Annotated in this window: 15 protein-coding genes and 3 pseudogenes; 13 read left to right on the top strand and 5 right to left on the bottom strand. The window is 57.1% G+C overall.

Translation table 11 applies throughout. The features are described from left to right. Window positions 1-14 precede the first annotated feature (14 nt). A pseudogene (locus tag RL_RS40205) lies at window positions 15-1,427 on the bottom strand (phosphomannomutase); the annotation flags it as partial. A 239-nt stretch (window positions 1,428-1,666) separates the two neighbouring features. Here RL_RS40205 and ung point away from each other — a divergent pair. From ung to RL_RS18930, 3 genes are all read left to right on the top strand, one after another. Next, window positions 1,667-2,374, top strand: a complete 708-nt coding sequence (ung, locus tag RL_RS18940) for a uracil-DNA glycosylase (protein WP_011653135.1) — start codon at window positions 1,667-1,669, stop codon at window positions 2,372-2,374. 129 nt (window positions 2,375-2,503) lie between these two features. Continuing rightward, window positions 2,504-3,436, top strand: a complete 933-nt coding sequence (locus RL_RS18935; RefSeq protein WP_011653134.1) for a VOC family protein — start codon at window positions 2,504-2,506, stop codon at window positions 3,434-3,436. 11 nt (window positions 3,437-3,447) lie between these two features. Continuing rightward, a complete protein-coding gene (locus tag RL_RS18930) occupies window positions 3,448-4,053 on the top strand; it encodes an alpha/beta hydrolase (RefSeq protein WP_011653133.1) in 606 nt (201 codons plus the stop codon). A 104-nt stretch (window positions 4,054-4,157) separates the two neighbouring features. Here the strand turns inward: RL_RS18930 and RL_RS18925 are convergent, their stop codons facing one another. Further along, a complete protein-coding gene (locus RL_RS18925) occupies window positions 4,158-4,400 on the bottom strand; it encodes a KTSC domain-containing protein (RefSeq protein WP_003542164.1) in 243 nt (80 codons plus the stop codon). 359 nt (window positions 4,401-4,759) lie between these two features. On the opposite strand from RL_RS18925, the pseudogene RL_RS18920 reads away from it, so the two are divergent. After that, window positions 4,760-5,074 (top strand): annotated as a pseudogene (locus tag RL_RS18920) (TolC family protein); the annotation flags it as partial. Then, window positions 5,075-5,866 carry a metallophosphoesterase family protein gene (locus tag RL_RS18915; protein WP_011653131.1) on the top strand — a complete coding sequence of 264 codons (792 nt, stop codon included), beginning with the start codon at window positions 5,075-5,077 and terminating at the stop codon, window positions 5,864-5,866. 116 nt (window positions 5,867-5,982) lie between these two features. On the opposite strand, the gene RL_RS18910 is transcribed toward RL_RS18915, so the two are convergent. Continuing rightward, complete coding sequence (locus RL_RS18910) at window positions 5,983-7,311, bottom strand: UDP-glucose dehydrogenase family protein (RefSeq protein WP_011653130.1); 1,329 nt, start codon at window positions 7,309-7,311, stop codon at window positions 5,983-5,985. A 268-nt stretch (window positions 7,312-7,579) separates the two neighbouring features. Beyond that, window positions 7,580-8,179, bottom strand: a complete 600-nt coding sequence (locus RL_RS18905; RefSeq protein ID WP_028740825.1) for a transglutaminase-like cysteine peptidase — start codon at window positions 8,177-8,179, stop codon at window positions 7,580-7,582. A 309-nt stretch (window positions 8,180-8,488) separates the two neighbouring features. Here RL_RS18905 and RL_RS18900 point away from each other — a divergent pair, with 309 nt between their 5' ends. The 5 genes from RL_RS18900 (at window position 8,489) to RL_RS18880 (ending at window position 15,233) form a co-directional block, all read left to right on the top strand. Continuing rightward, window positions 8,489-9,913 (top strand): O-antigen ligase family protein, encoded by a 1,425-nt coding sequence (locus RL_RS18900; RefSeq protein ID WP_011653128.1) that lies wholly within the window; start codon window positions 8,489-8,491, stop codon window positions 9,911-9,913. 288 nt (window positions 9,914-10,201) lie between these two features. Continuing rightward, window positions 10,202-11,413 (top strand): polysaccharide biosynthesis/export family protein, encoded by a 1,212-nt coding sequence (locus tag RL_RS18895; protein WP_049778393.1) that lies wholly within the window; start codon window positions 10,202-10,204, stop codon window positions 11,411-11,413. Window positions 11,414-11,487: 74 nt separating this feature from the next. Next, on the top strand, window positions 11,488-12,201 hold the full coding sequence (locus tag RL_RS18890) for a hypothetical protein (protein WP_011653126.1): 714 nt from the start codon (window positions 11,488-11,490) through the stop codon (window positions 12,199-12,201). Between the two features lie 51 nt (window positions 12,202-12,252). After that, complete coding sequence (locus tag RL_RS18885) at window positions 12,253-14,529, top strand: polysaccharide biosynthesis tyrosine autokinase (protein ID WP_011653125.1); 2,277 nt, start codon at window positions 12,253-12,255, stop codon at window positions 14,527-14,529. Further along, window positions 14,529-15,233: a hypothetical protein gene (locus RL_RS18880; RefSeq protein ID WP_011653124.1), complete on the top strand. Its 705-nt coding sequence runs from the start codon at window positions 14,529-14,531 to the stop codon at window positions 15,231-15,233. The genes RL_RS18885 and RL_RS18880 overlap by 1 nt, the downstream gene beginning before the upstream one ends. A 140-nt stretch (window positions 15,234-15,373) precedes the next feature. Here the strand turns inward: RL_RS18880 and RL_RS18875 are convergent. Continuing rightward, a pseudogene (locus tag RL_RS18875) lies at window positions 15,374-16,065 on the bottom strand (Ig-like domain-containing protein). A 688-nt stretch (window positions 16,066-16,753) separates the two neighbouring features. Between RL_RS18875 and RL_RS18870 the strand changes: the two are divergent. The 3 genes from RL_RS18870 to RL_RS18860 all read left to right on the top strand — a co-directional run bounded on the left by RL_RS18870 (window position 16,754) and on the right by RL_RS18860 (window position 21,919). Then, window positions 16,754-18,364, top strand: coding sequence for a right-handed parallel beta-helix repeat-containing protein (locus RL_RS18870; protein ID WP_041936429.1), 1,611 nt, complete (start codon window positions 16,754-16,756; stop codon window positions 18,362-18,364). Between the two features lie 465 nt (window positions 18,365-18,829). Continuing rightward, entirely contained in the window at window positions 18,830-20,596 is a 1,767-nt protein-coding gene (locus RL_RS18865; protein ID WP_003542141.1) for a type I secretion system permease/ATPase, read from the top strand. Between the two features lie 15 nt (window positions 20,597-20,611). Continuing rightward, window positions 20,612-21,919 (top strand): HlyD family type I secretion periplasmic adaptor subunit, encoded by a 1,308-nt coding sequence (locus RL_RS18860; RefSeq protein ID WP_011653122.1) that lies wholly within the window; start codon window positions 20,612-20,614, stop codon window positions 21,917-21,919. The last annotated feature ends 68 nt before the right edge of the window (window positions 21,920-21,987 follow it).

Genomic DNA, 21,987 nt, shown 5'->3' with positions numbered 1-21,987 from the left:
TTAGCGGGCGTCTCTGCCCAGTCTCGTATACGGGTCAGCCCGGCGGTTAGAAGATCCAGGGCCGCGGTCTCGCTCTCGGCTTCCACGTAGCAGCGCATTTCCGGCGCATTGCCGGACGGGCGAAAATGGATGATCCTACCGTCTTTCAGTGTCACGCGAAGTCCGTCGATGTCGGACTTCGTCGCCACTTCGCCGATCGGCTGCAGGAAAGCCGAAAGATTTTCATCGGTGGCACGCAGATACTGCATCAGCGCCGCGCTCGTCTCGACCGGAAAATTCTCCAGGCGGTCGGCGGCGGCAAATGGCAGATGATAGGAGGCGGCAACGGCCGAAAGCGGCTGCTTGCGGGTGGCGGCGAGCGACAGGATCGCGAGCATCGGGATAAAACAATCGCGTGTCGGCAAGGCGCGCACGTTCCGGCCGTTGATATCAAAGGCGGTTGCGGTCAGCAGCCCGCCATTGGCTTCAAAGCCCATGACATGATCCTTGCCAGCCGCCACGGCCTCTTCCATGCCTGAAATGACGAAGGGTGAGCCGACGCGGGTGCGCCGGACGGCGAAAGAGCCCGCGGCCTCGATGCCGGAATTGGAGGTAACCGGTGTCACTACCGTGCCGGCGCCAAGGAAATTGGCTGCCACAAGGCCGAGAAGGTCACCGCGCAACGGCGTGCCGGTTTCGTCTGCGACCAGCGGGCGGTCGCCGTCACCGTCGGTCGAGACGATCGCATCGAACTTGTGCTCGGACACCCAGCGCTTCATCAGCGTGATCGTCTCGTCGGATACGGCTTCGGTGTCGACGGGAATGAAACTCTCCGAACGTCCAAGAGCGGTGATCTCGGCGCCGTAATGGGCGAGAACATCAACCAACAGGTCGCGGGCGACGCTGCTATGCTGGTAGACACCGATCTTCAGGCCGGACAGCGCGCCTTGCGGAAGCAGGGCTGCATTGCGTTCGAAAAAGAGCTGACGGCAGATCGCTTCATGCTCCTCCGTCTCGGCCGGCGCCTGCGTCACCGTTTCACCGGTTCGCTCGATCTCGGCCGCCAATGCGGTGATAGCAGCCTCGTCCGATTTGTCGATCTCACCATCCGGGCGATAGAATTTGATGCCGTTGCGGTCGGCCGGAATATGCGAGCCCGTAACCATCAGGCCGGCGGCGTTGCTCTCGAGGCCATAGAGGGCAAGGGCGGGTGTGGGGACGGTGCCGCAGTCGAAGATCCGGAAGCCGAGCGCGGCAAGCGCACCGGCACAATTTCCCGAGATTTCAGGGCTTGAATCGCGAAAATCGCGGCCGATCAGAATGACGTCGCCGGCCCGCGCCTTTCCGGTCTGCAGCAGATATTTGCCGAACGCGGTGGCGTAGAGGGCAGAGGCGCGTCCCTTGAGGTCGACTGAAAGTCCGCGAAGGCCGCTCGTGCCGAATTTCATGGGAAGACATGGCTCCGATTTCACGATCAAAGTTCTACTCAGGCCGCCTGCCGGCGTAAATACCAAAGCCATCATATAGTTAAATACGGACGACGGTGCCTCGGATAGTCTCTTGCAACCTTCTCTCACCGAATTCTGGAGGTGTAGACCCATTGCCGCGCCGGCAGGCATTGCAGCGTAGATCGATTTTGTTAGAACCGTGTGTCCGTTGTTTCGTCATATGCGAAGGATTTTCCTAGATGAGCGATACATCCGTCAGTCTCGAGGAGAGCTGGAAAGCCGCGCTGGAGGGGGAGTTTTCAAGCCCCTACATGCAACAGCTCAAATCCTTCCTCGTCGCGCAGAAGCAGGTCGGCAAGCGGATTTTCCCCAAGGGCAGCGAATATTTCCGCGCCCTCGATCTGACGCCGATCTCCAACGTCAAGGCCGTCATCCTCGGCCAGGACCCGTATCATGGACTCGGGCAAGCCCATGGACTGTGTTTCAGTGTCCGGCCGGGCGTGCGCATACCGCCCTCCCTGGTCAATATCTACAAGGAGATGGAGACGGATCTTGGCATAGCGCCGGCACGTCACGGTTTTCTCGAACATTGGGCAAAGCAGGGCGTACTCCTGCTGAACAGCGTGCTGACCGTCGAGGAAGGGCAGGCGGCTGCTCATCAGGGCAAGGGGTGGGAACGCTTCACCGACGCCGTCATCCGCAAGGTCAACGATGAATGCGAACCCGTGGTCTTCATGCTGTGGGGTTCCTATGCCCAACGCAAGGCCGCTTTTGTCGACACGGCGCGGCATCTCGTGCTCCGGGCGCCGCATCCCTCGCCGCTTTCGGCCCATAACGGTTTTTTTGGCTGCGGGCATTTTTCGAAGGCGAATGCCTTTCTGCAGTTGCGCGGACGTGCCCCGATCGACTGGCAATTGCCGGCCGATCCCCATGGGGCGCAGGTGTGAACGGACTTTGTCGTTCGTTCACTAAAAGAAGACAATGCGTTTTGGTCTACGGGTCTGTTCGACGGGAGTTTCAGCGCGCATCTTAGCCTCATCGAAAGCCCGCAACGGCGGGCATGAAAGGGGTTTGACATGCTCGATCAGATCAAGGGTCTGCACCACGTCACGTCGATGGCGCAGAATGCCCGCACCAACAACCAGTTTTTCACCAATGCGCTCGGCCTGCGACGCGTCAAGAAGACGGTGAATTTCGACGCGCCCGATGTCTATCACCTCTATTATGGTGACGAGACTGGTGCGCCCGGCACGGTCATGACCTATTTCCCGTTCCCGAAGATGGCGCAGGGCCGTCCCGGTACCGGCGAAGTCGGCACGACGGTGTTTTCCGTTCCGCAAGGCTCGCTCGGCTTCTGGAGCGATCGCTTTGCCGCGCTTGGTGTCGGCGGCCTGAAGGCCGAGGAAAGTTTCGGCGAAAAACGGCTGAATTTCTCCGGCCCGGATGGCGATGGCTTCGCGCTCGCCGAGGTCAAGGATGACGCCCGCCAGGCCTGGACACATGGCGGCATCAGCGAAGACCATGCCATTTACGGCTTCCACTCCGTCGCCATGCGGCTGAGGGACGAAGGCGCTACGGCCGAACTCCTGAAGTTCATGGGTTACGAGGTCGCCGAGGAAAGGGACGGCGTCAAGCGGCTGATCAAGCCTTCCGGCAATGGCGCGCATCTCATCGATCTCGAGACCATGCCGAACATTGCCCGCGCCCTTCCGGGTGCCGGCTCCGTCCACCATGTCGCCTTCGCCGTCGAAAACCGCGAGAAGCAACTCGAAGTGCGCAAGGCGCTGATGGACACCGGCTATCAGGTCACGCCGGTGATCGACCGCGATTATTTCTGGGCGATCTATTTCCGCACGCCGGGCGGCGTGCTGTTCGAGGTCGCGACCAATGAGCCCGGCTTCGACCGCGACGAGGATACGGCCCATCTTGGCGAAGCCCTGAAACTGCCGCAACAGCACGCCCATCTTCGCGCGCTGCTCGAGCAGCATCTGCAGCCGCTCGAAGTGTGAGGAGAGGCGATATGACCGAAACCGGATATGTGCACCGGCTGCATGCCGGTGCACCTGACAAACCCATCTTGCTGGTGCTGCACGGCACCGGCGGCGACGAGAACCAGTTCTTCGACTTCGGCCGGCGCCTGCTGCCTGAAGCGACGATTCTCTCGCCGCGCGGCGATGTTTCCGAACATGGCGCGGCGCGGTTCTTTCGCCGCACCGGGGAGGGGGTCTACGACATGCCCGATCTCTCACGCGCGACGGAGAAGATGGCCGCCTACGTCAAGGCATGTGCTGACGAGTACCAGGCTTCCCATATTCTCGGCCTGGGTTTTTCGAACGGCGCAAATATTCTTGCCAATGTCCTGATCGAGAAGGGGATGTTCGATGCCGCGGTTCTGATGCACCCGCTCATTCCGTTTCAACCCGAAGCCCAGTCGACGCTCGCGGGAAGAAAGGTGCTGATGACGGCTGGGCAACGAGACCCGATTGCGCCCGTCTCCATGACAGAGGCGCTGTCAGAGCATCTGAAAAACCGAGGGGCGGAGATCAGGGTGGTCTGGCATCCCGGCGGTCACGAAATTGCGCCGCTCGAGATCAATGCGGTCCGCGATTTTCTCGGCGGTTATTGACGGCGTGCATCGTCGGTCGGCGGGAAACTGGTTTGCGGGACCGGCGAATGCCGGTCCCGCATCTTTGCTGAAACAAGGATCCTATCGTCGCGATCGATAGGACATTAGGGGCGAGGAGGATATTTGCCCCTGATTGCCTTCATATAGAAATTTCCCGGTGATTCCGCCATCGTCAACCCGACGACGACGCCCTTGGGAACGCCTTCATATTCTCGCCTCTGACCGTTGGTCAGATAGACCCGTAGATGCCGGCTGTCTTCGTCGTAGGTGATCGCCTCGATAAGTTTCGAATCAACCGCAGTTTCCACTTTGCACCCCGCAATTTTGGATCTGAGATTCCTGATCAAGAAATGTCATTCACACTCGCAACGCGCCATCATTATGCTGCGCCGCGGGGGCGTCAAGCATCATCTTCTTTAACGTTCATTTTTTCTCGATGGCTCTCGTTATAGTTGATTTTTGCAGCTTTTTCGAAGGTGTGGTCTGTGGAAATCCGATACCTGTGGCTCCTCCATTTGGGGGAATATTAGCCGATAACGTCGCAAGAAGCGCAATAATCGCCGGTTTAACGCCGGATTAACCATCAGATAGCAAATTATAGCGTAATATTAACCGCGGCACCCTCCCAAGTATGAATGATTACATCCGCAAGGCGGAGCGTGACCTCGCCGCTGCAACGGCCAATATCGGCGTTGCCGAGTCGCGGGCGCTGCGCGCTCAGGTGAAGACCACGCAGGAGACCCTTGCGCTTTCAATCGGGAGCTACAAGGATGGACAATCATCCTTGCTTGATGTGCTGGATGCGCAGCGTTCGGTCGCGACCAGTCAGGCGAAGCTGGCGCAGGCGGTGCAGCAAATGGCGAAGGATTATGTCACTGTGAATGCGGCAATTGGTTCGGCTACAACTTCGGTGGGGCCGCGATCAGGCCAAATTCTTATGGACACTGAGCCTCATGCCGTCGCAGCGATGGATAAGAGATGGATTGTTTCCGACAACCCGCCATTCGGTCGGGTCTCATAAATGGGTTCCATGTTTAACTATCTAGCGCCGTGGCGACAACAGATACCGATACTGGCTGGCAACCGTAAAAGACGCGCTCGGCTGACCTTTGCCGAAGGCGAATTCGCTGCGGTCTACGCGATGAGCGATGTTCACGGATGTTATAAAGAACTCGTCGAGGCACATCGCCGCATCGAGGAGGATGCCGCGCGCATTCCGGGGCCGAAACTCATCGTCATGCTTGGCGATTATGTCGATCGCGGGCCGGATTCGAGCGGGGTCCTGGAATTCCTGAGCAGGACCCCGCCGCCGGGGTTTCAACGTTTCGTCCTGTGCGGCAATCATGACGCGGAGCTGGTGAATCTCTATCGCAAACCGGCGCGCATTCTTGAATGGCTTGGCTTTGCCGGAACGGAGACGCTGCACTCATACGGTATCGATATCGAGCATCTGCTGCAGTCGGCGGCTGGAAGCGAAACAATCGCCCGTGTCATTCGCAACATGATACCCGAACGGCATATCCAATTTCTGGAATCGCTGCCAGTCATGCTGCGGATGGGAAGGATCCTCTTTGTTCATGCGGGCATCAAGCCGGGCATCGACCTCAAGAGGCAGAAAGACAGCGACCTTATGTGGATCCGTCAGCCCTTCCTGAATGAAGGGCCGCAGCTTCCTGTCCTCGTGATCCACGGCCACACCCCGGCGCGAATCCCGACATTCGGTCCGCAACGCATCGGTATCGACACTGCGGTTTCGGCGACGGGCCGGCTGACCGTGCTGACGATAAAGGGGACGCGGGTCGGAATCCTGTAAATCGGCAAGCATGGTGTCGTCCGAAAACGCCTGCTCTTTCCGGCGTCATCCTCAAAACCAAACGCCGCGGAACTTGCGCTCCGCGGCGTCAGGACAATAAAAGTTCACGGGTTATCTCAGGCGCCGGTCGTTTCCTGATAAAGGTTGGTGCCGATGCCGGTATAGGTAAAGCCGTGTTTGCGGACTTCGTCGCTGCGGTAGATATTGCGCAGATCGACCAGGATCGGAGTGCGCATCGACTGCTTCAGGCGACTGAAATCGAGCGCACGGAACTGGTTCCATTCGGTGACGATGACAAGCGCATCCGCACCGGCGGCCGCTTCATAGGGACCGCTCGCATAGTCGATGTTGTCGATTACTTTGCGGGCGTTCTCCATGCCCTCGGGATCGTAGCCGACCACCTGCGCGCCGTTGTCCTGCAAGGTCTGGATGACTGCGATCGCCGGGCTGTCGCGCATATCGTCGGTGTTCGGCTTGAAGGTCAGGCCGAGGATCGCGATCTTCTTGCCGCGAATGTCTCCGCCGACTGCCGAAATGACTTTGCGTCCCATCGCCCGCTTGCGGTTGTCGTTGATCGAGATCGTCGTCTCGATGAGACGCATCGGCGCGTCGTAATCCTGCGCCGTCTTGGCAAGGGCAAGCGTATCCTTGGGGAAGCACGAACCGCCGTAACCCGGGCCGGCATGCAGGAACTTGGAGCCGATACGGCCGTCGAGACCGATTCCGCGCGAAACGTCCTGGACGTTTGCGTCGACCCGTTCGCAGAGATCGGCGATCTCGTTGATGAAGGTGATCTTCATCGCGAGGAAGGCATTGGCCGCATATTTGATCAGTTCGGAGGTGCGGCGGGTGGTGAAGACCAAGGGGGCCTGGTTGAGATAGAGCGGGCGGTAGACCTCGGTCATGGTTTCGCGCGCCCGGTCGTCGTTCAGGCCGACGACGATACGGTCGGGACGCTTGAAGTCTTCGATCGCCGCACCTTCACGCAGGAATTCCGGATTGGAAACGACGGCGACATCCGCCGCAGGATTGGTTTCGCGCATGATGCGCTCGACCTCGTCTCCGGTGCCGACCGGCACCGTCGACTTGGTGACGATAACGGTGAAGCCTTCCACATAGGTGGCAATCTCGCGTGCCGCGGCGTAGACATAGGAAAGGTCTGCGTGGCCGTCGCCGCGCCTGGACGGCGTGCCGACTGCGATGAACACGACATCGGCGCTGCGGACGCTTTCGCCGACATCCGTCGAAAACGATAGCCGGCCGGTGCTGGTATTTTCGGCGACCAATTGCTCCAGACCCGGCTCGTAGATCGGAATGCGGCCTTCGCGAAGGGCTTCGATCTTACTCAGATCCTTGTCGACGCAGATGACGTCGTGGCCGAAATCCGCAAAGCAAACGCCTGAAACGAGGCCGACATAGCCTGATCCAATCATCGTGATGCGCATATTTCCCTCAAATCATTAGAGTAGAACGTCATGCTGCGTCGCAGCATGAGTTCGTCATAGTTAATCTGGACGAAAAGACAATACCGAAGATCGCCTGAAACCCACATCGAAAATCGAACTCCGGGCACCGCAGCTTGCCGCGCGCCGCCCCGTCGACAGCCAAAACATAGGTTTGTGTGGGCGATATGACAAGTCGAGCGGCTCGTCAGAGCCGGCTCGACTTCAATCCGGAAACAGGATCAATCAGTCTATGTCGCTGCCTCGGCTGTTATAGCCGGTACCAGACGTAGGGGTCTGTTCCCGATTGAATCTTGTCCCAGCGCAGATCGGTATCGTGCCAGTTCTTGATGCTGCTTTTCCTGTTGTCGAGGACGAGATCGCCCTTGTCGGTTCTGACGACGAGGACCGCATGTCCTTCACCGGAGGGGGTATATGCCGTCGCGATCCGCAAAGCGCGCGACGACCAGCCCATCGCGATCAGCCGGCTGCGTTTGGTCAAAGCGAAATCTTCGCAGTCGCCGCTGGGCACATTCACCTTCCAGACGTCACCATTCAGTTCGTTGCGGGAGTCGTTCCGGCCGATCATCGTACGATTGACGGCGGTGTTGACGTCCTTCAGTTGCAGCATTTGCTTGTCCGTCATCGCAACGACCGCCAAACCATTGTTGTCGCGGCATTCGGTCGGGTTCTGGGCGCAGAACAGCACCTGGGCGAAAGGCGGAATGATCGTGCCTTTTTCAGAGATATAACTGACCGCCGAACTGCCGGTCAGGCCGCGGGCAAAACCAGCGGGACCGGCGGCAAATGCCGAGCATGCATTGCCTGCTGTAAAGGCCAGAGCCAGAAGTGTAACGACTGTTTTCTTCATCTCTTAAATCCCCGTTCAGGGCAACCGATTGAGATCAGGCTTGCCTTTTTTCTCGGTCAATGGCATGGCGATCTGATGATCTGCCAAGTATTGGGCGCAGAATATCTGTCCCGTTTCTGCTGCTTGGAAGGAGCATAGCCGGGCCTTGTCTCGATTGGCTTAAACCTTTCGCGACAATTTTAAACGATGTGGAATTCTGTTACACTTTAGCACGCAAGCGCTTGATGTTCAACTTATGTTAGTACGTGTAAATTAATCTCTTCGGTTGCAATCACTTTGGTCGCCGCCTGCTCTGGTAAACGAATTCACATGTTCTCCAACCTCATCAATAAGCGGGTCTTGCGAGAGGTTTTGCTTTTTGCCTTCATCGGCCTCGTCATATTGACTCTCGTACCGTTCGGGAGCGTCACGCCCTTTCCCTTCGCCTTCGCCGCGATCGGGATGTTTGCCCTCGCCATCATTTCGGGACTGCTGTTCGGAGAGCCGAGACAAAGCAGATGGGTTTTCAGTGTCGCTTTGCTTCTACTCGTCGTCCTGGCGGGCTGGACGTTCATCCAAACCATCGAACTGCCCTCCAATTGGCTGGCGAATCCCGCCTGGAATGCCGCGCGTGATCTGGCAGGCGCCCAATCCGCGGCGATTTCGGTCGAACCGGCCGACACGCTCGCGTCGATTCTCTGGGTTGCCCTGCCTTTCGTCACGTTTCTGACCGGGCTGCTCTTATGCGATACTGACCAGCGCGCGCGGAAAGTGCTCACCGGGCTCGGGCTTACGGCGGGCATCATCGCTGTTTTCGGCCTGCTGCAGTTTTTGCTGTTTCCCAACATCCTGATCGTCGTGGAGAAACGCGCCTACCTCGACAGCCTGACTGCGGTCTTCGTCAACCGCAATACCGCCGCGACCTTCCTCGGGCTTGGAACGCTGCTGATGCTGACCCTGGTCAGGGACATTACCCGAGCCTATTCGAACTATCCGCCCGGCGAGCCGGGCCGAAACGCGCTTCTCTTGAGATCGTGGATCTATATCCTGCTCTTGTGCGCATGCTTCACCGCGCTGATGCTGAGCCGCTCGCGTGCCGGGATATTTGCGACCTTTGTTGCCGCTCTCATCTATTTTCCATGGCTCGTCATCAATTGGAACGGCTCGAGGCGTCATCTGAGGCCGGCGCCAAGATGGCGTTCGTTGCTGAAGCTCCTCTCGGCGATTGGTTTCGTCGTAGTGCTGCTGACGGTGTTTGCGGGCCAGGCGATTTTGCGCGCGCAAGAGCGGCGACTCGAGGATGATGATCGGTTTTGCATTCTGCCTGGCATATGGCGTGCCATTTCGGATCATTGGTTGACGGGAACGGGGCTCGGAACCTTCCGGACCGTGTTTTCGGCCTACCGCGATCCGGCTTGCGGAATTTTCGGGGTCTTCGACCGCGCGCATAACTTCTATCTCGAAGGATTTCTGGGCCTCGGAATATTGTTCCCGATCGCGACGGTGCTTGCCTTCTCGGTGCTTGCCAGAGTGTTCCGACGCGGGTTCGCCCAAAGACGGCGTCTCAGGCACTATGTTCTTCTTGGCCTGGCGGCGACCATTTTGGTCGCCCTTCATGCGGCGGTCGATTTTTCGCTGCAGATACCGGGTTTTGCGGTGTTTTACTCCGCCTTCCTGAGTGCGGTTGTCGCGATATGCCTGGGACGCAGCAACGGAGAGGCGGACATGGCATATGAGCGGCCGTTAACCACGTAAAGTTTAAATGGATGGATTTTAATAAGATTTTCGGAAAAGATCGATTGTGCAGGTGCGAACGGTTGACTCTGAAACCCAAGAAATTTTATAGCGGGGGCAGCCTTCGGATTGTTGCGGCGCAAGAAAAGTCGGACCGAAGTCGTTTTTCGCTTCCTAAGGGCTCGGCGTTGCCAGCCTGCCACAGTTAGGGGAATGTTAATCGGCTTTCAGCGTTATTGATCGGGGATTGTCTTGTATTTTGTCAGATTGCGGGGCAGTAGCTTCAGGGGCGTAAACGCAGGGTATTCTATGGGTTGTTCTTGTATCGGTAGTACACGCGTCGCCATTGTTGTAGCGCTAACGACTATATTGGCAAGCTGCACCGCGTTGCCAAGATCCGGTCCCGATCACAAAGACGTTGATCGAGATGCGGCGGTCAAAGTGACAACGAAGGAACGTCGCGTCGGTATCGACTACGCCCTGGTTGATCTCAGCAAGAACGTCCTGTCTTATTTTACCGCTCCCCAGCCGACCTCGTTCAAAGGGTTTGGTGGTGGTCGAGGCGGGGCGCCTGAAATTCCGCTCGGTTACGGCGACGTCGTCCAGGTCGCCATCTTCGAAGCTCAGTCGGGCGGCCTCTTCATTCCGTCCGATGCAGGTAGCCGACCCGGCAATTACATTTCGCTGCCAGAGCAGACCATCGATAGAAACGGAACGATCACAATTCCCTATGCGGGTCGGGTTCCGGCTGCCGGTCGCCTGAAGGAGACCGTGGAGCAGGACGTCGAGGATCGCCTGGCGAGCCGCGCGATCGAACCGCAGGTGGTTATTACGACAACGACAAGCCGCTCCAGTCAGGTTGCTGTGCTCGGTGATGTCAACAATCCCCAGCGCGTCGAGATCAGCCCGGCCGGTGAGCGTGTTCTCGATATCATTTCCGCCGCGGGCGGTTTGACGACCAACAATATCGAAACGAATGTGACGCTGCAGCGCCGCGGCAAGACGGCAACCGTCGCCTACACTACGCTATTGAAGAACCCGGCGGAAAATATCTATGTTGCGCCAGATGATACGATCTCGATCGATCATGAGCGCCGCACCTATCTTGCGCTCGGTGCCGCAGGCACCAGCGGTCGCTTCGATTTCGAAGAGTCCAATCTGACCCTTGGAGAGGCAATCGCCAAGGCGGGCGGCCTGCGCGACGACCGCGCCGACCCGGCTCAGGTCCTGCTCTATCGTCTTGTCCCGAAGAAAACGGTTCAAGCGATGCATGTGGACACGACGAGATTTGCGGGTGAAATGGTTCCGGTGATCATTCGTGCGAATATGCGCGACCCGGCAACCCTGTTTGCTGTTCAGCAATTCAAGATGGAAGACAAGGATATTATCTATATTTCCAATTCGGCCTCCGTCGAACTGGTCAAGTTCCTTGACATCGTGAACTCGGTATCATCCACTGTTTCCGGAGTGGCCGACGATGCGAACGATACCAGTAACGCGGTACAGGATCTTGGAAATTGATTGCAATAGGCGGGCCGGCATCGATCACGGATGATCAATGCCGGCGGCCTATATAGCGGATTTGATGAAGGACTATGGTTATGGCAAGGTCAGGTGTTTATCGTAAGCTTGCATATAGCGGAATTGTCGTTGCGATGTTTGCCGGCATGAATTCAAGCGCTTTTGCGGCAGCTTGCTTGGGTCCGGCAAATCTGACTTCCGTCGATGTCAGCGGATTTACGGCTAGCCCGGCCGTTCTGCTCGACGTGTCCGATCCGTTGGTTTTGTCATCGCGTGTTCGCGCGCTGGTTGGAAGCAGCAATGATGCGCTGTCGCCAGTGATCGAGCAGGCCAAGAAGGCCAGTGCCGCACAGATGGCGGCTATCGGCTCCGGCCTCGGACGGGCCGCAAACAGCTGCCAGGTGACGGATCCGCAATTCAAGCTGGCGATCGAAAAGGCTGTTGCCGAGGCGGCGAGCGCCGATCCGAACCTGGCGCCGCTGCTTGCAGCCTTTGCAAAAGTCCTTGCCGAAGGCGGGACCGCGGCGCTCGGCCCGGGTGCAAGTGCTGCCGCCGCCGCATCCGGCATCGGCAATGACGGGCAAGTTGGACAAACCGGGCCTGGAGCGGACGACGGTACGCCGTTCGACGGCGCTGCGACAACAGCGGGTACGCTGAAGGTTTCGAATGCCGGCGCAGATGATTCATCGTCGACTTCAACGACGACGATCCTCAGCACCGGAGCGGGAGGGCAGTCGTCTACCGATCCGACGGAGTCGACGAGTCAGAGTGTCCCGGTCATACAATAGCTGGAATTGCCCTTAGATCTTAGCGCATGACGCCTTTGTTGGAGATCGAAATTGCTATCGCCAGATAAACTTACGCCGCGTATCGACCCCTCCCGCGATACCGGAAATGATGCTGATTTCATCGATTTCGACAAGCTCATCGCAATCGCCCGCCGACAGTGGCGGATGGTTGCGGCGTGCGGTTTCGCCTTTGCCATTCTCGGCATTGTGTATGTGTTGACTTCGGTGCCTGTCTACACCGCCGACACCAGCGTGCTGATCGACCGCAGCGATAGTCAGGTGATCAATCAGCTGGCGGCTTTCGGCCAGATGGACGATGACGAAGGCACTGTCCTCAGTCAGGTCGAGCTATTGAAGTCCGACACTATCGCCTATGCTGTTGTCGACAAACTGAAACTCGTCGACAATCCGGTGTTCACGGCACCGAAAAGCTCGCTTTTTTCGGTCTCAACGCTGAAATCCTTCATGAATTTTCGATCGTGGTTTGCCGATGACGCAGCCGTCGCACCCGATCCGGAAAGGAAACGGCGAAGCGCTGCGGAGACCGTCGCGGGCAACATCGACGTCGAACGCGTCGGTCGCTCCTATGTCCTCGATGTCAGCTATACCGCGCAGTCGCCCGATCTGGCGCGTGATATCGCGGCTGCGATCGCCGACGTCTATCTGGTCGACAAGCTCAATTCCAAATACGAGGCGACACGCCGGGCCGGCCAGTGGCTGCAGGAGCGTATCGAAGAGCTCCGGCAGCAGGCGCTGGACACCGACCTTGCGGTTCAGAAATTCCGCGGCGAGCATGGGCTTGTCGAGGCCGGATCCGGTACGCTTATCAGCGAGCAGCAGCTTTCCGAGATCAATACCCAATTGATCAATGCGCAGGCCGAGACGGCGAAGGCCGAGGCAAGATATGCGCGCGTCAAGTCGATCATCGACGCCAAGCAGACCGATGCGATCGTCACGGATGTGCTCGACAGTTCCATTTCGAACGACCTTCGCAAGAAATATCTGGAGGCTTCGAAGCTCGAGACCGAAATCGAGGCTCGGCTCGGCCCTGATCACGTCCAGGCGGTTCGGCTTCGTGCGGAAATGGAAGAATATAAAAGGCTCATGTTCGACGAGTTGAACCGCATCGCCGAGAGCTACCAAAGCGAGCTGCAGGTCGCAAAGTCGCGGGAAAATTCTTTGCGCGACAGTGTCACGCAGGCGACGGGCGTTGCCGCAACGGCTGGCGAAACGCAAGTGCAGCTTCGCGAGCTCGAGCGTACGCGCGATACCTATAAGAATCTTTATCAGAGCTTCTTGACGCGCTACCAGGAAGCAATTCAGCAGCAGAGCTTTCCGATTACCGCTGCGCGCATCATCACGACGGCGGAGACGCCGACGAAACCGAGCGCTCCGAAGAGAGCTCTCGTCGTTGCTTTCGCGATGTTCGTGGGATGTGCATTTGGATGTGGTATCGCTGCATTCCGCGAATTCAGGGATCGGTTCTTCCGCACCGGCGATGATGTCCGGGACGTGCTCGATGTCGAGTCTCTCGGTGTCATGCCGCTGATTGAAAACAACGCCGACGATCCGACGCTCGTTGATCCCAGCAATCCGCGAAGCATTGCCAGGGGCGGGAAGACGACGACCTATGTCGAGGAGCATCCGCTCTCGGCATTTGCCGAGACGCTTCGAAGCGCCAAGATTGCCATCGACCTCAGTGCTGCCGATCAGCGCTGCAAGGTCATTGGTGTCGTTTCGAGCTTGCCCGGCGAGGGGAAGTCGACGACATCCATCAATTTTGCAAAACTCCTGGCAATGCAGGGTGCGCGTTGCCTGCTTATCGACGGCGATATGCGCAATCCCGGTGCCACCCGGGCGATCGGCCGCCATGCCGAGGCCGGCTTGCTCGAGGCAATCGTCGACAGCCGTCCGCTCAAGGATCTGATCCTCCTCGATCCAAAAACGAAGCTCGCATTTTTGCCGACGGTGGCACGGTATCGTGTTCCGCATTCGTCGGAGCTGCTTGCGTCACGCGGCATGGATCAGCTTCTTGAAACGGCGCGTCAAAGCTTCGACTATATTATTATCGACCTGCCGCCCTTGGCGCCGGTTGTGGATGCACGCGCTATCAATTCAAAGCTTGATGCGGTGGTTTTCGTTATCGAGTGGGGAAAGACATCGCGCAAGGTGGTGCAGTCGACTCTGCTATCCGAGCCGGAACTCTATGCGAAATGCGTCGGTACTATCTTGACCAAGGTCGACCCGTCGCAGATGAAACTCTACCGGACATTCGGTTCGAGCGAATATTATTATAAGCGTTATTCGCGATACTATACCGAAAGCTGATGTTCCGCAGTCAGTCTGTTTCGATTACCAGGATCGCCTTCGTTGTCGTCACCGTCGTCTTGGTGGTGCTGGCCGGTCGAGAGCTCTACGCTTCGATAAGAACGGCCAGCATCTCGATCGTCGCCGAAAGGATCGAGCGTGGCGAGACCGTCGCCGATGATGTCGTGACCAAATATGCGTCGCGCAGTGTCGACGTCGTTGACGGACATTATTGTCGATCCGACATCGTGGCTGCTGGTGTAACACTCGTTCTGGCGCAACTCGATCGGCAGAATGTCAATGTCAATTACGACGGCTGGGCCGCTGCGGCCTCGAGTGCGCGCCAGTATCTGCGGCATGCGCTTTCGTGCATGCCGACGAACAGCAATTTTTGGCTTCGCCTTGCGGCCGTGCAGTCGACAATTGCGGAAGAGCCGGCCTCGATCGCGGGAATGATGAAGCGTTCGGTTGCGCTTGCGCCATACGACCAGGTGATGATCCTGACGCGATTTTATTTCTGGAACGATTTCACTGGTGCAACACTCGCCGCGGCAGAGCGCGCGCTCGACAGCGATCTCATGACCATGCTGAAACGGGGCGATCGTTGCAGGGTCAATGCCACGATAAGAGAGATCAGTCCACAGCTCCGCCCGATCTTCGATCGCAGCTGGACAAACGTCGGAGAGGCCGCGACGGCGCGGTTCCGACAGCGCTGCAGCAAGTAATCATCGAGGCTGGTTCTTATAGAAGTTCCAAGCCGACAGGATGAGCGACTACGGCTCTTTCTCTTGGCCGAATTCAACCTGCATAAAGCAACGCCCGCAGTCTGCGCGGCGGGCGTTGCTTTTTGATTGGCTATTGATGATCAGACTTCTGCGTCCGCGCCAGTGATGTTGAGTGTCAGAACGCCGGCGTCGGTGTGGCCCTCGCCGTCGGAGATCTTGTAGAACTGGATGGTTTCCGTGACCTGATCCCCGGGAGCGATATCTGCTGTCAGATCATAGGTGAATGATCCATCCGCTTTTACATGGAACGTACCATACGTACCGGCGACGTCGGTTGTTGCGCTCGGGTCGCCGTTTACGGTCGTGGTGCCGAATAGGCGGAGGAAGAGGTGGCCATTGTCGCCAGCAATGTCGTTGTCCAACGCGTTGCCGCTGATGGCGTCGCCTTCGGTGAAGCTGTAGTTGTCGTCGACAGCGATCGGCTTTACCTGGGTTACGCCCTGAATGTTCAGGGTGAACAGGCCGACATCGGTATGACCGCTGCCGTCGGAGATCTTGTACGCGACTTTCTCCTGGAGCAACTCACCATTGGTGAAGTTGACCTTGGCAGCATCGCTTAGCACATAGGTGTAGCTGCCATCGGGCTTGACGAAGAAGGTGCCGTAGTCGCCCTGGATCTCTGTGATCTGGCTATTGCCGCTCTTGGCGCCTACGCTCGCGCCGTCGAAGGCGCGCAGGAACAAGTGTCGGATGAATCGTTGGAAAGCAGATTTCCTGAAATGGCGTCGGTTTCCAGGAATGTTGCACTATCGTCGGTTGCGTGAACAGCCATCAGTTCTCTCCTTGAATTATTCTTTGCTAAGTCAATTCTGACCTTTAGCGAGCTGGTCGATTAAGGATATCTTAATACAGAGAGTCAAGGGTGCAGTTAACAGCAAGTGAACATTTTCGGGTGTATAGTACAATAATGACACACCTGTAACACGCATAAGGCGATGAAACGCATGGTAATTATTGCGTTAATAATAAGTGAAAGTACCAAATGATAGATGCGAACCTCTGTTTCTTCAGAGGAGAAGAATGTTTATTCAGGGGCAATTTATAAGAATACGCCGAGGTGCTTATGCGCAGATGAGATGTTGATATAATCACTACGGGTTACAGCCTGAAAACTCAGTCTTGCTTCGGCTCCCGCACCGGCGTCTGCTTTTCGACGAAGTAACTGATGCCATTATTTTGTAACATTTGCTTATCAAGTAATGTTTCTCGCGAGGCGCAATTGGCTTAAACCAATATGCGATGCGTGGAGAATAATCTTATTTACACTAGAGATATTGGGTAACATCGTTATAACTGTGCAACGCAATTTTTGTTGCAATGCAAAATATTCGAGAAATGAAGATGTTTTGTGGGGAGCGTAAGAATTATCGCGAGATAGAACGCATTTTAGTGTTCCATTTTAGCAGGCAGAGAGAGGTCCGCGGCTAAAAGATTTTCCAGTATCTTTGGGAGATCAAGGCGTGACCGTCTACTATGTAAATTCGGCAACAGGATCAAATCAGAACAGTGGAGTGAGCGAGCAGTCGGCTTTCGCGACGCTTTCGGCTGTCGAATCCTTGAGGCTAAAGCCGGGAGACAGCGTGCTGCTTGCCGCCGGAAGCGTGTTTAACGAGCAATTCGACCTGAAATACTCCGGTACCGTCAGCTCTCCGATTACAATTGGCAGTTACGGCGTTGGCGATGCGCCGGTTATTCACAGTAGCAATGACGGCATCCACGGCTCGAAGGCTTCAAACATCATCGTGGAGAACATCAAGATTGCTGATACCGGGGGTGCGGCGATATATGCGGGAAATGTCTCCAACTGGACCGTCCGCAACGTCGAGGTCGAAAATACCGGACTTGCCGGCAAGCCCGGTTCCGTCAATTTCCAGAGCAGCCAGAACATTACCATCGAGAACAGCAAGATTTCCGGGGTAAATGGAGACGGCATCTGGATGGATAAAGTGATTGGCGTTACCATCGTTAATAATCTGGTCATCAACAGCCAGGGCGCCGCGGCAGACGCCGTTCAGTTGAACGACAGCAGCAATATCCTGATCAAGGGTAACCACCTAGAGCAGACGGAGACCAATAGCGCAAAGGGCGTCCTGGTGCTTGTTCGGGCTGTGGATGCAGCGGTCGAGGACAACACCGTGATCGGCGGCGGTTTCGGGATAGGTGCCAACGCGGGCACGAATATCGCCATCCACGACAACGACATCTCGGGATACGGCGGCTATAGTTGGTCCTACGGTATCGGCCTTGGCGATCAGGGCAATGCGACAAATTACGATATCAGTGGAAACTATATTCATGACGGCGTCTGGGGCGTGTCGATCAGCGCTGCAGGCTACCCAAGTTATGCACGCACCGATATCGATATTTATGGCAATGTCTTCGACGACCTGTCGTCCTCGGCGCTGAAGGTCGACAGGCCTGCATCAGGATCTTTCCATGAAAATATCATCGACAGCGCGGTGTCGACGTTGACGATGCCCGTCGCAATTGCCGTCCAGAGCACCTTCTTGATCAACGACAATAAGACCCTGGAGCAAGCGCAGGCCGAACTCGACGCCACGAGTGGCGACACCCCGTCCAACAGTGAGACGCCTACTACGCCGGTTGTGGAGCCGCCTGTCGAACCGTCAACACCGACGCAGACAAGCACTCCGACGCCCGCGGACGAAGTGCAGGTTCCGACCGCACCCACCGTCGCCGTTCCCAGGATTGTTGCAGCCCATGACAGCCTGAAAATTTCCACGGATACAGGCAGCGCCTATCATGGCAACCTCCTCGAAAACGATAGCGCAATCAATGGAACCGTGCTGCTTCGTCGCTTCGGTGACAGCGCCGTGGATAAACATGGCCTGACGCTGACCGGGAAATACGGCGTCATCCATGTGGAGAGCGATGGTGATTACACCTATACGGTCGATGCGGTGAAAATCGCCGGTCTCAGCGGAAAGGTCAGCGAATCGTTCCAATATAAGATTTCTGACGGCGCTTCTCACATCGATACCGACTCGCTCGGCGTGTATATTAATGTGGACGCGTTCCATAGCAGCCAAGCGTCGCACCTGCTGGTTTGAATCACGCCAAACTAGAGAGCAACGGCCCGCTGCTCAACACTTGAAAGCTTGACGATGAAGGGGTGTCGGCGGTCGAAGGCGCGGACAAAAAATAGTTGCGCCGTTCATAGGAAAAATGAACTATAGATTGAATTTATAGTTAACGCCCCAGTAAACGTCGCTAATATGCGCGCGATACGTTCATCTCTCTGCGCCGTTGTTGGACAATTTGCGATTTTCACTTGCTTAGGTTGGTATATTTAGCGTAGCGTCAAGTCAGAATCCTTGAAGCCGCTCGTTATAAATTGGAATTTTTGGTCACTTTTTGGTTGGATTCATGTAATAGGTCGTGGGCTTGCAAGCGGGTCCGGCGCCGGTGTCGGGGTCCAAGGCAGTCGTGTCATTGATCGGGCGTGATGGACCCGGAGCTGGAGTGTGCACCAGCATATTTGCTTTCGTGCGATGCGGTAAGAGAGGGATTACTTCGTGTTTCAGAGTTCAGCAGCCGATGTCAGCGAGCCATCCAAAGCATTAAAGAAATGCAAGGGGGGGCTTATTTTCATTGGAATAGCAAGCGCGCTTATCAACATCCTATACCTTACAAGTTCATTTTTTATGCTTGAGGTGTATGATCGGGTCATCCCCAGCAAAAGCATACCTTCTCTGGCTGTCCTGGCAATACTTGCGTTGATGCTTTACACGTTTCAAGGTGCGTTCGAGGTTCTGCGAAGCAGGATGCTGGTGCGTGTTGCCGGAGCGCTTGACGAGATGGTGAACGGGCGCGTGTTCCGCGCGCTGATCAAGGCTCCGTTGAAGGTCAAAATCGGCGGCGACGGGCTTCAGCCGTTGCGCGACTTCGACCAGATCAGAACCTTCCTGTCCGGCCAGGGCCCGACAGCGATGTTCGATCTGCCATGGTTGCCGTTCTATATCGTGATCTGCTTCCTCTTTCATCCGGCGATCGGATATATCGCGATTGGTGGATCGCTGGTTCTCGCCATCCTGACATTCATGACCAATCAGGGAACGCGTACGCTCTCAAAAAAGCAATCTGACTCCGCCAATATGCGAAATGCCTTCGCGCAGACCTCGATCCGCAACTCCGAGGTCATCCACGCCATGGGCATGGCAGGCACGATGGCCGAAATCTGGGACCGCAAGAACAGTGAATACCGGACGATCACCAGGCAGGCATCGGATATCGGCAATGGATATGCGACCTTGTCGAAGATTTTCCGTATTGCTTTGCAGTCGGGAACGCTCGCGACCGGCGCGATCCTGGTCATTCAGGGGCAGGCCTCTTCGGGCATTATCATCGCCGGCTCGATTTTGACCTCTCGCGCCCTGGCGCCTGTCGAAGCGGCGATCGGGAATTGGCGTGGTTTCGTTTCTGCTCAGCAGAGCTGGGCGCGGCTTTCGAGCCTGCTAAAAACCATTCCCGAGATTCCGGCCCCTCTTGCGCTCGCGGCTCCTACCAAGCAAGTCACTGTCGAAGGACTGGCGAGCGGGCCACCGGCGGGTCAGCGCCTGGTCATTTCGGATGTCAGCTTCGGCTTACGGGCAGGGAGCGCGCTTGGGGTCATTGGGTACAGTGCCTCGGGTAAGTCGTCGTTGGCGCGGGCGATGATGGGTATCTGGCCGACCGTCAGAGGATCCATTCGCCTCGACGGCGCAGCACTCGACCAGTGGGACGGAGACGCACTTGGCCGGCATATCGGTTATCTCCCACAGGATGTGGAGCTCTTCTCGGGGACTGTTGCCCAGAATATCTGCCGTTTCGCGAAGGAGATGTCGCCTGAGGCGGTGGTTGCTGCGGCGAGGGCGGCGCGTGTTCACGATCTTATTCTTCGTCTGCCGAACGGTTACGAAACCGAAATCGGCGAAGGCGGTGCTGCGCTTTCGGCTGGCCAGAGACAGCGTATCGCGCTTGCAAGAGCACTTTACGGCGACCCATTCCTCGTCGTGCTCGATGAACCAAACTCCAATCTCGATGAAGAAGGCGAGCGGGCGCTGAGTGCCGCGATCATGAGCGTGCGGGCGCGGGGCGGCATTGTCGTCGTCATCGCACATCGATCCGGCGTTCTAGCGGTCTGCGACTTCGTGCTGATGATGCAGGACGGCCGCATGATCGCGTTCGGTCCCAAAGAGGAAGTTCTGGCAAGGGTCAGCCGGCCGGAAGCGGCGCGCACGCCGATCGCCGAGCGCGTGGCTCAGCTTAAAGTCGTGGTCGACGGCATGAATGCGGCCGAATAGGCCAGAGGGAAGATTGTGAGTAAAGATATCAGTGAATCGAAACGCTCTCTCAATCGGCATGTTGCCGCGGTCGGTGTGCTGTCGATAGCCCTCGTTTGCGGCATTGGCGGTTGGGCGGCGACGACAGAGCTTTCGAGCGCCGTCATCGGCGAGGGCGTGATCGTCGTCGACGGCGATGTCAAGAAGGTCCAGCACCTGACAGGTGGTATCGTGTCGGAATTGCTGGTTTCCGAAAACGACCATGTGACGGCTGGGCAGGTGCTGATACGGCTCGATGGGACGACGACGAGAGCGAATCTCTCGATTGTCGAAAGCACGCTTGCTCAGCTTTATGCGCGCCGGGCCCGTCTGAAGGCGGAACGAATCGGCGCCGATTCGTTCGAGGTCGAGGAAAACATCAGGGATCTGACATCCAGCACCTCCGCCGAGAAGCTTCTTGATGGCGAGCAGAAATTGTTCGACAGTCGCAGGACGGCGCTTATCGGAATGAAGAGCCAGTTGGCATCGCGCAAGGATCAACTGGGCGAGCAGGTAAAGGGATTGGTCGTTCAGATCAATGCCACCAACGATGCCTTGGGCTTGATCGAACAGGAGCTCGAGGGCATTGATACGCTCTACAAGAAGGGGCTCGTCACGCTTCAGCGTTTGAATACGCTCAAGCGCGCCCGCGCCGATCTCCAGGGCAACAGCGGCCAGGAAATCGCAGCTAAGGCGGAGGCCGAGGGTAAGGCAATCGAGATCGATCGCCAGTCGATCCAGCTGGATGAGGATCGTCGTTCGGAGATTGCAAAAGACCTGACCGACGTCGAGGCGCAGATCGCCGAATATGAAGAACGCCGCGGAACCGCAGTCGATCAGCTGCACCGTCTCGACATTACCGCACCGTTGACTGGGCGAGTTCACGAACTTTCGGTTCACACCGTCAATGGTGTTATCGATCCCGGTCAGACGTTGATGCTCGTCGTTCCCGAAAATAACGAGCTTACGGTCGAGGCGAAAGTCGCCACCCGCGATATTGATCAGGTTCACGTCGGCCAGTCAGTCGATGTGCGTTTCAGCGCTTTCGATCAACGCACGACGCCTGATGTGGCCGGTGAGATTACCTCGATCGCGCCCGATATCGTCAAGGATGAGCGCACGGGCATCAGCTACTATCCCCTGCGCGTCAAGCCGAAAGCTGAAAGCATTGCCAAATTGAAGACGATAAAACTCTATCCCGGCATGCCGGCGGAGGTCTTTATCAAGATCGGCGACCGGACCGTGATATCCTATCTGACGAAGCCCCTGACCGATCAGATGCAGCACGTATTTCGCCAGGAGTGATTGGTGGCTGTTTCACGTCGGTAAGATCCTCGACGTCCCAAAGCAGCCGTTGTCATCTACCAGGATGG

Origin of the sequence: Rhizobium johnstonii 3841 (genome assembly GCF_000009265.1) — a bacterium.
In the GTDB taxonomy this organism is placed as follows: Bacteria; Pseudomonadota; Alphaproteobacteria; order Rhizobiales; family Rhizobiaceae; genus Rhizobium; species Rhizobium acaciae.
The sequence above is the reverse complement of the archived record's forward strand: the minus strand, read 5'-3'. Positions and strand labels throughout refer to the sequence as shown.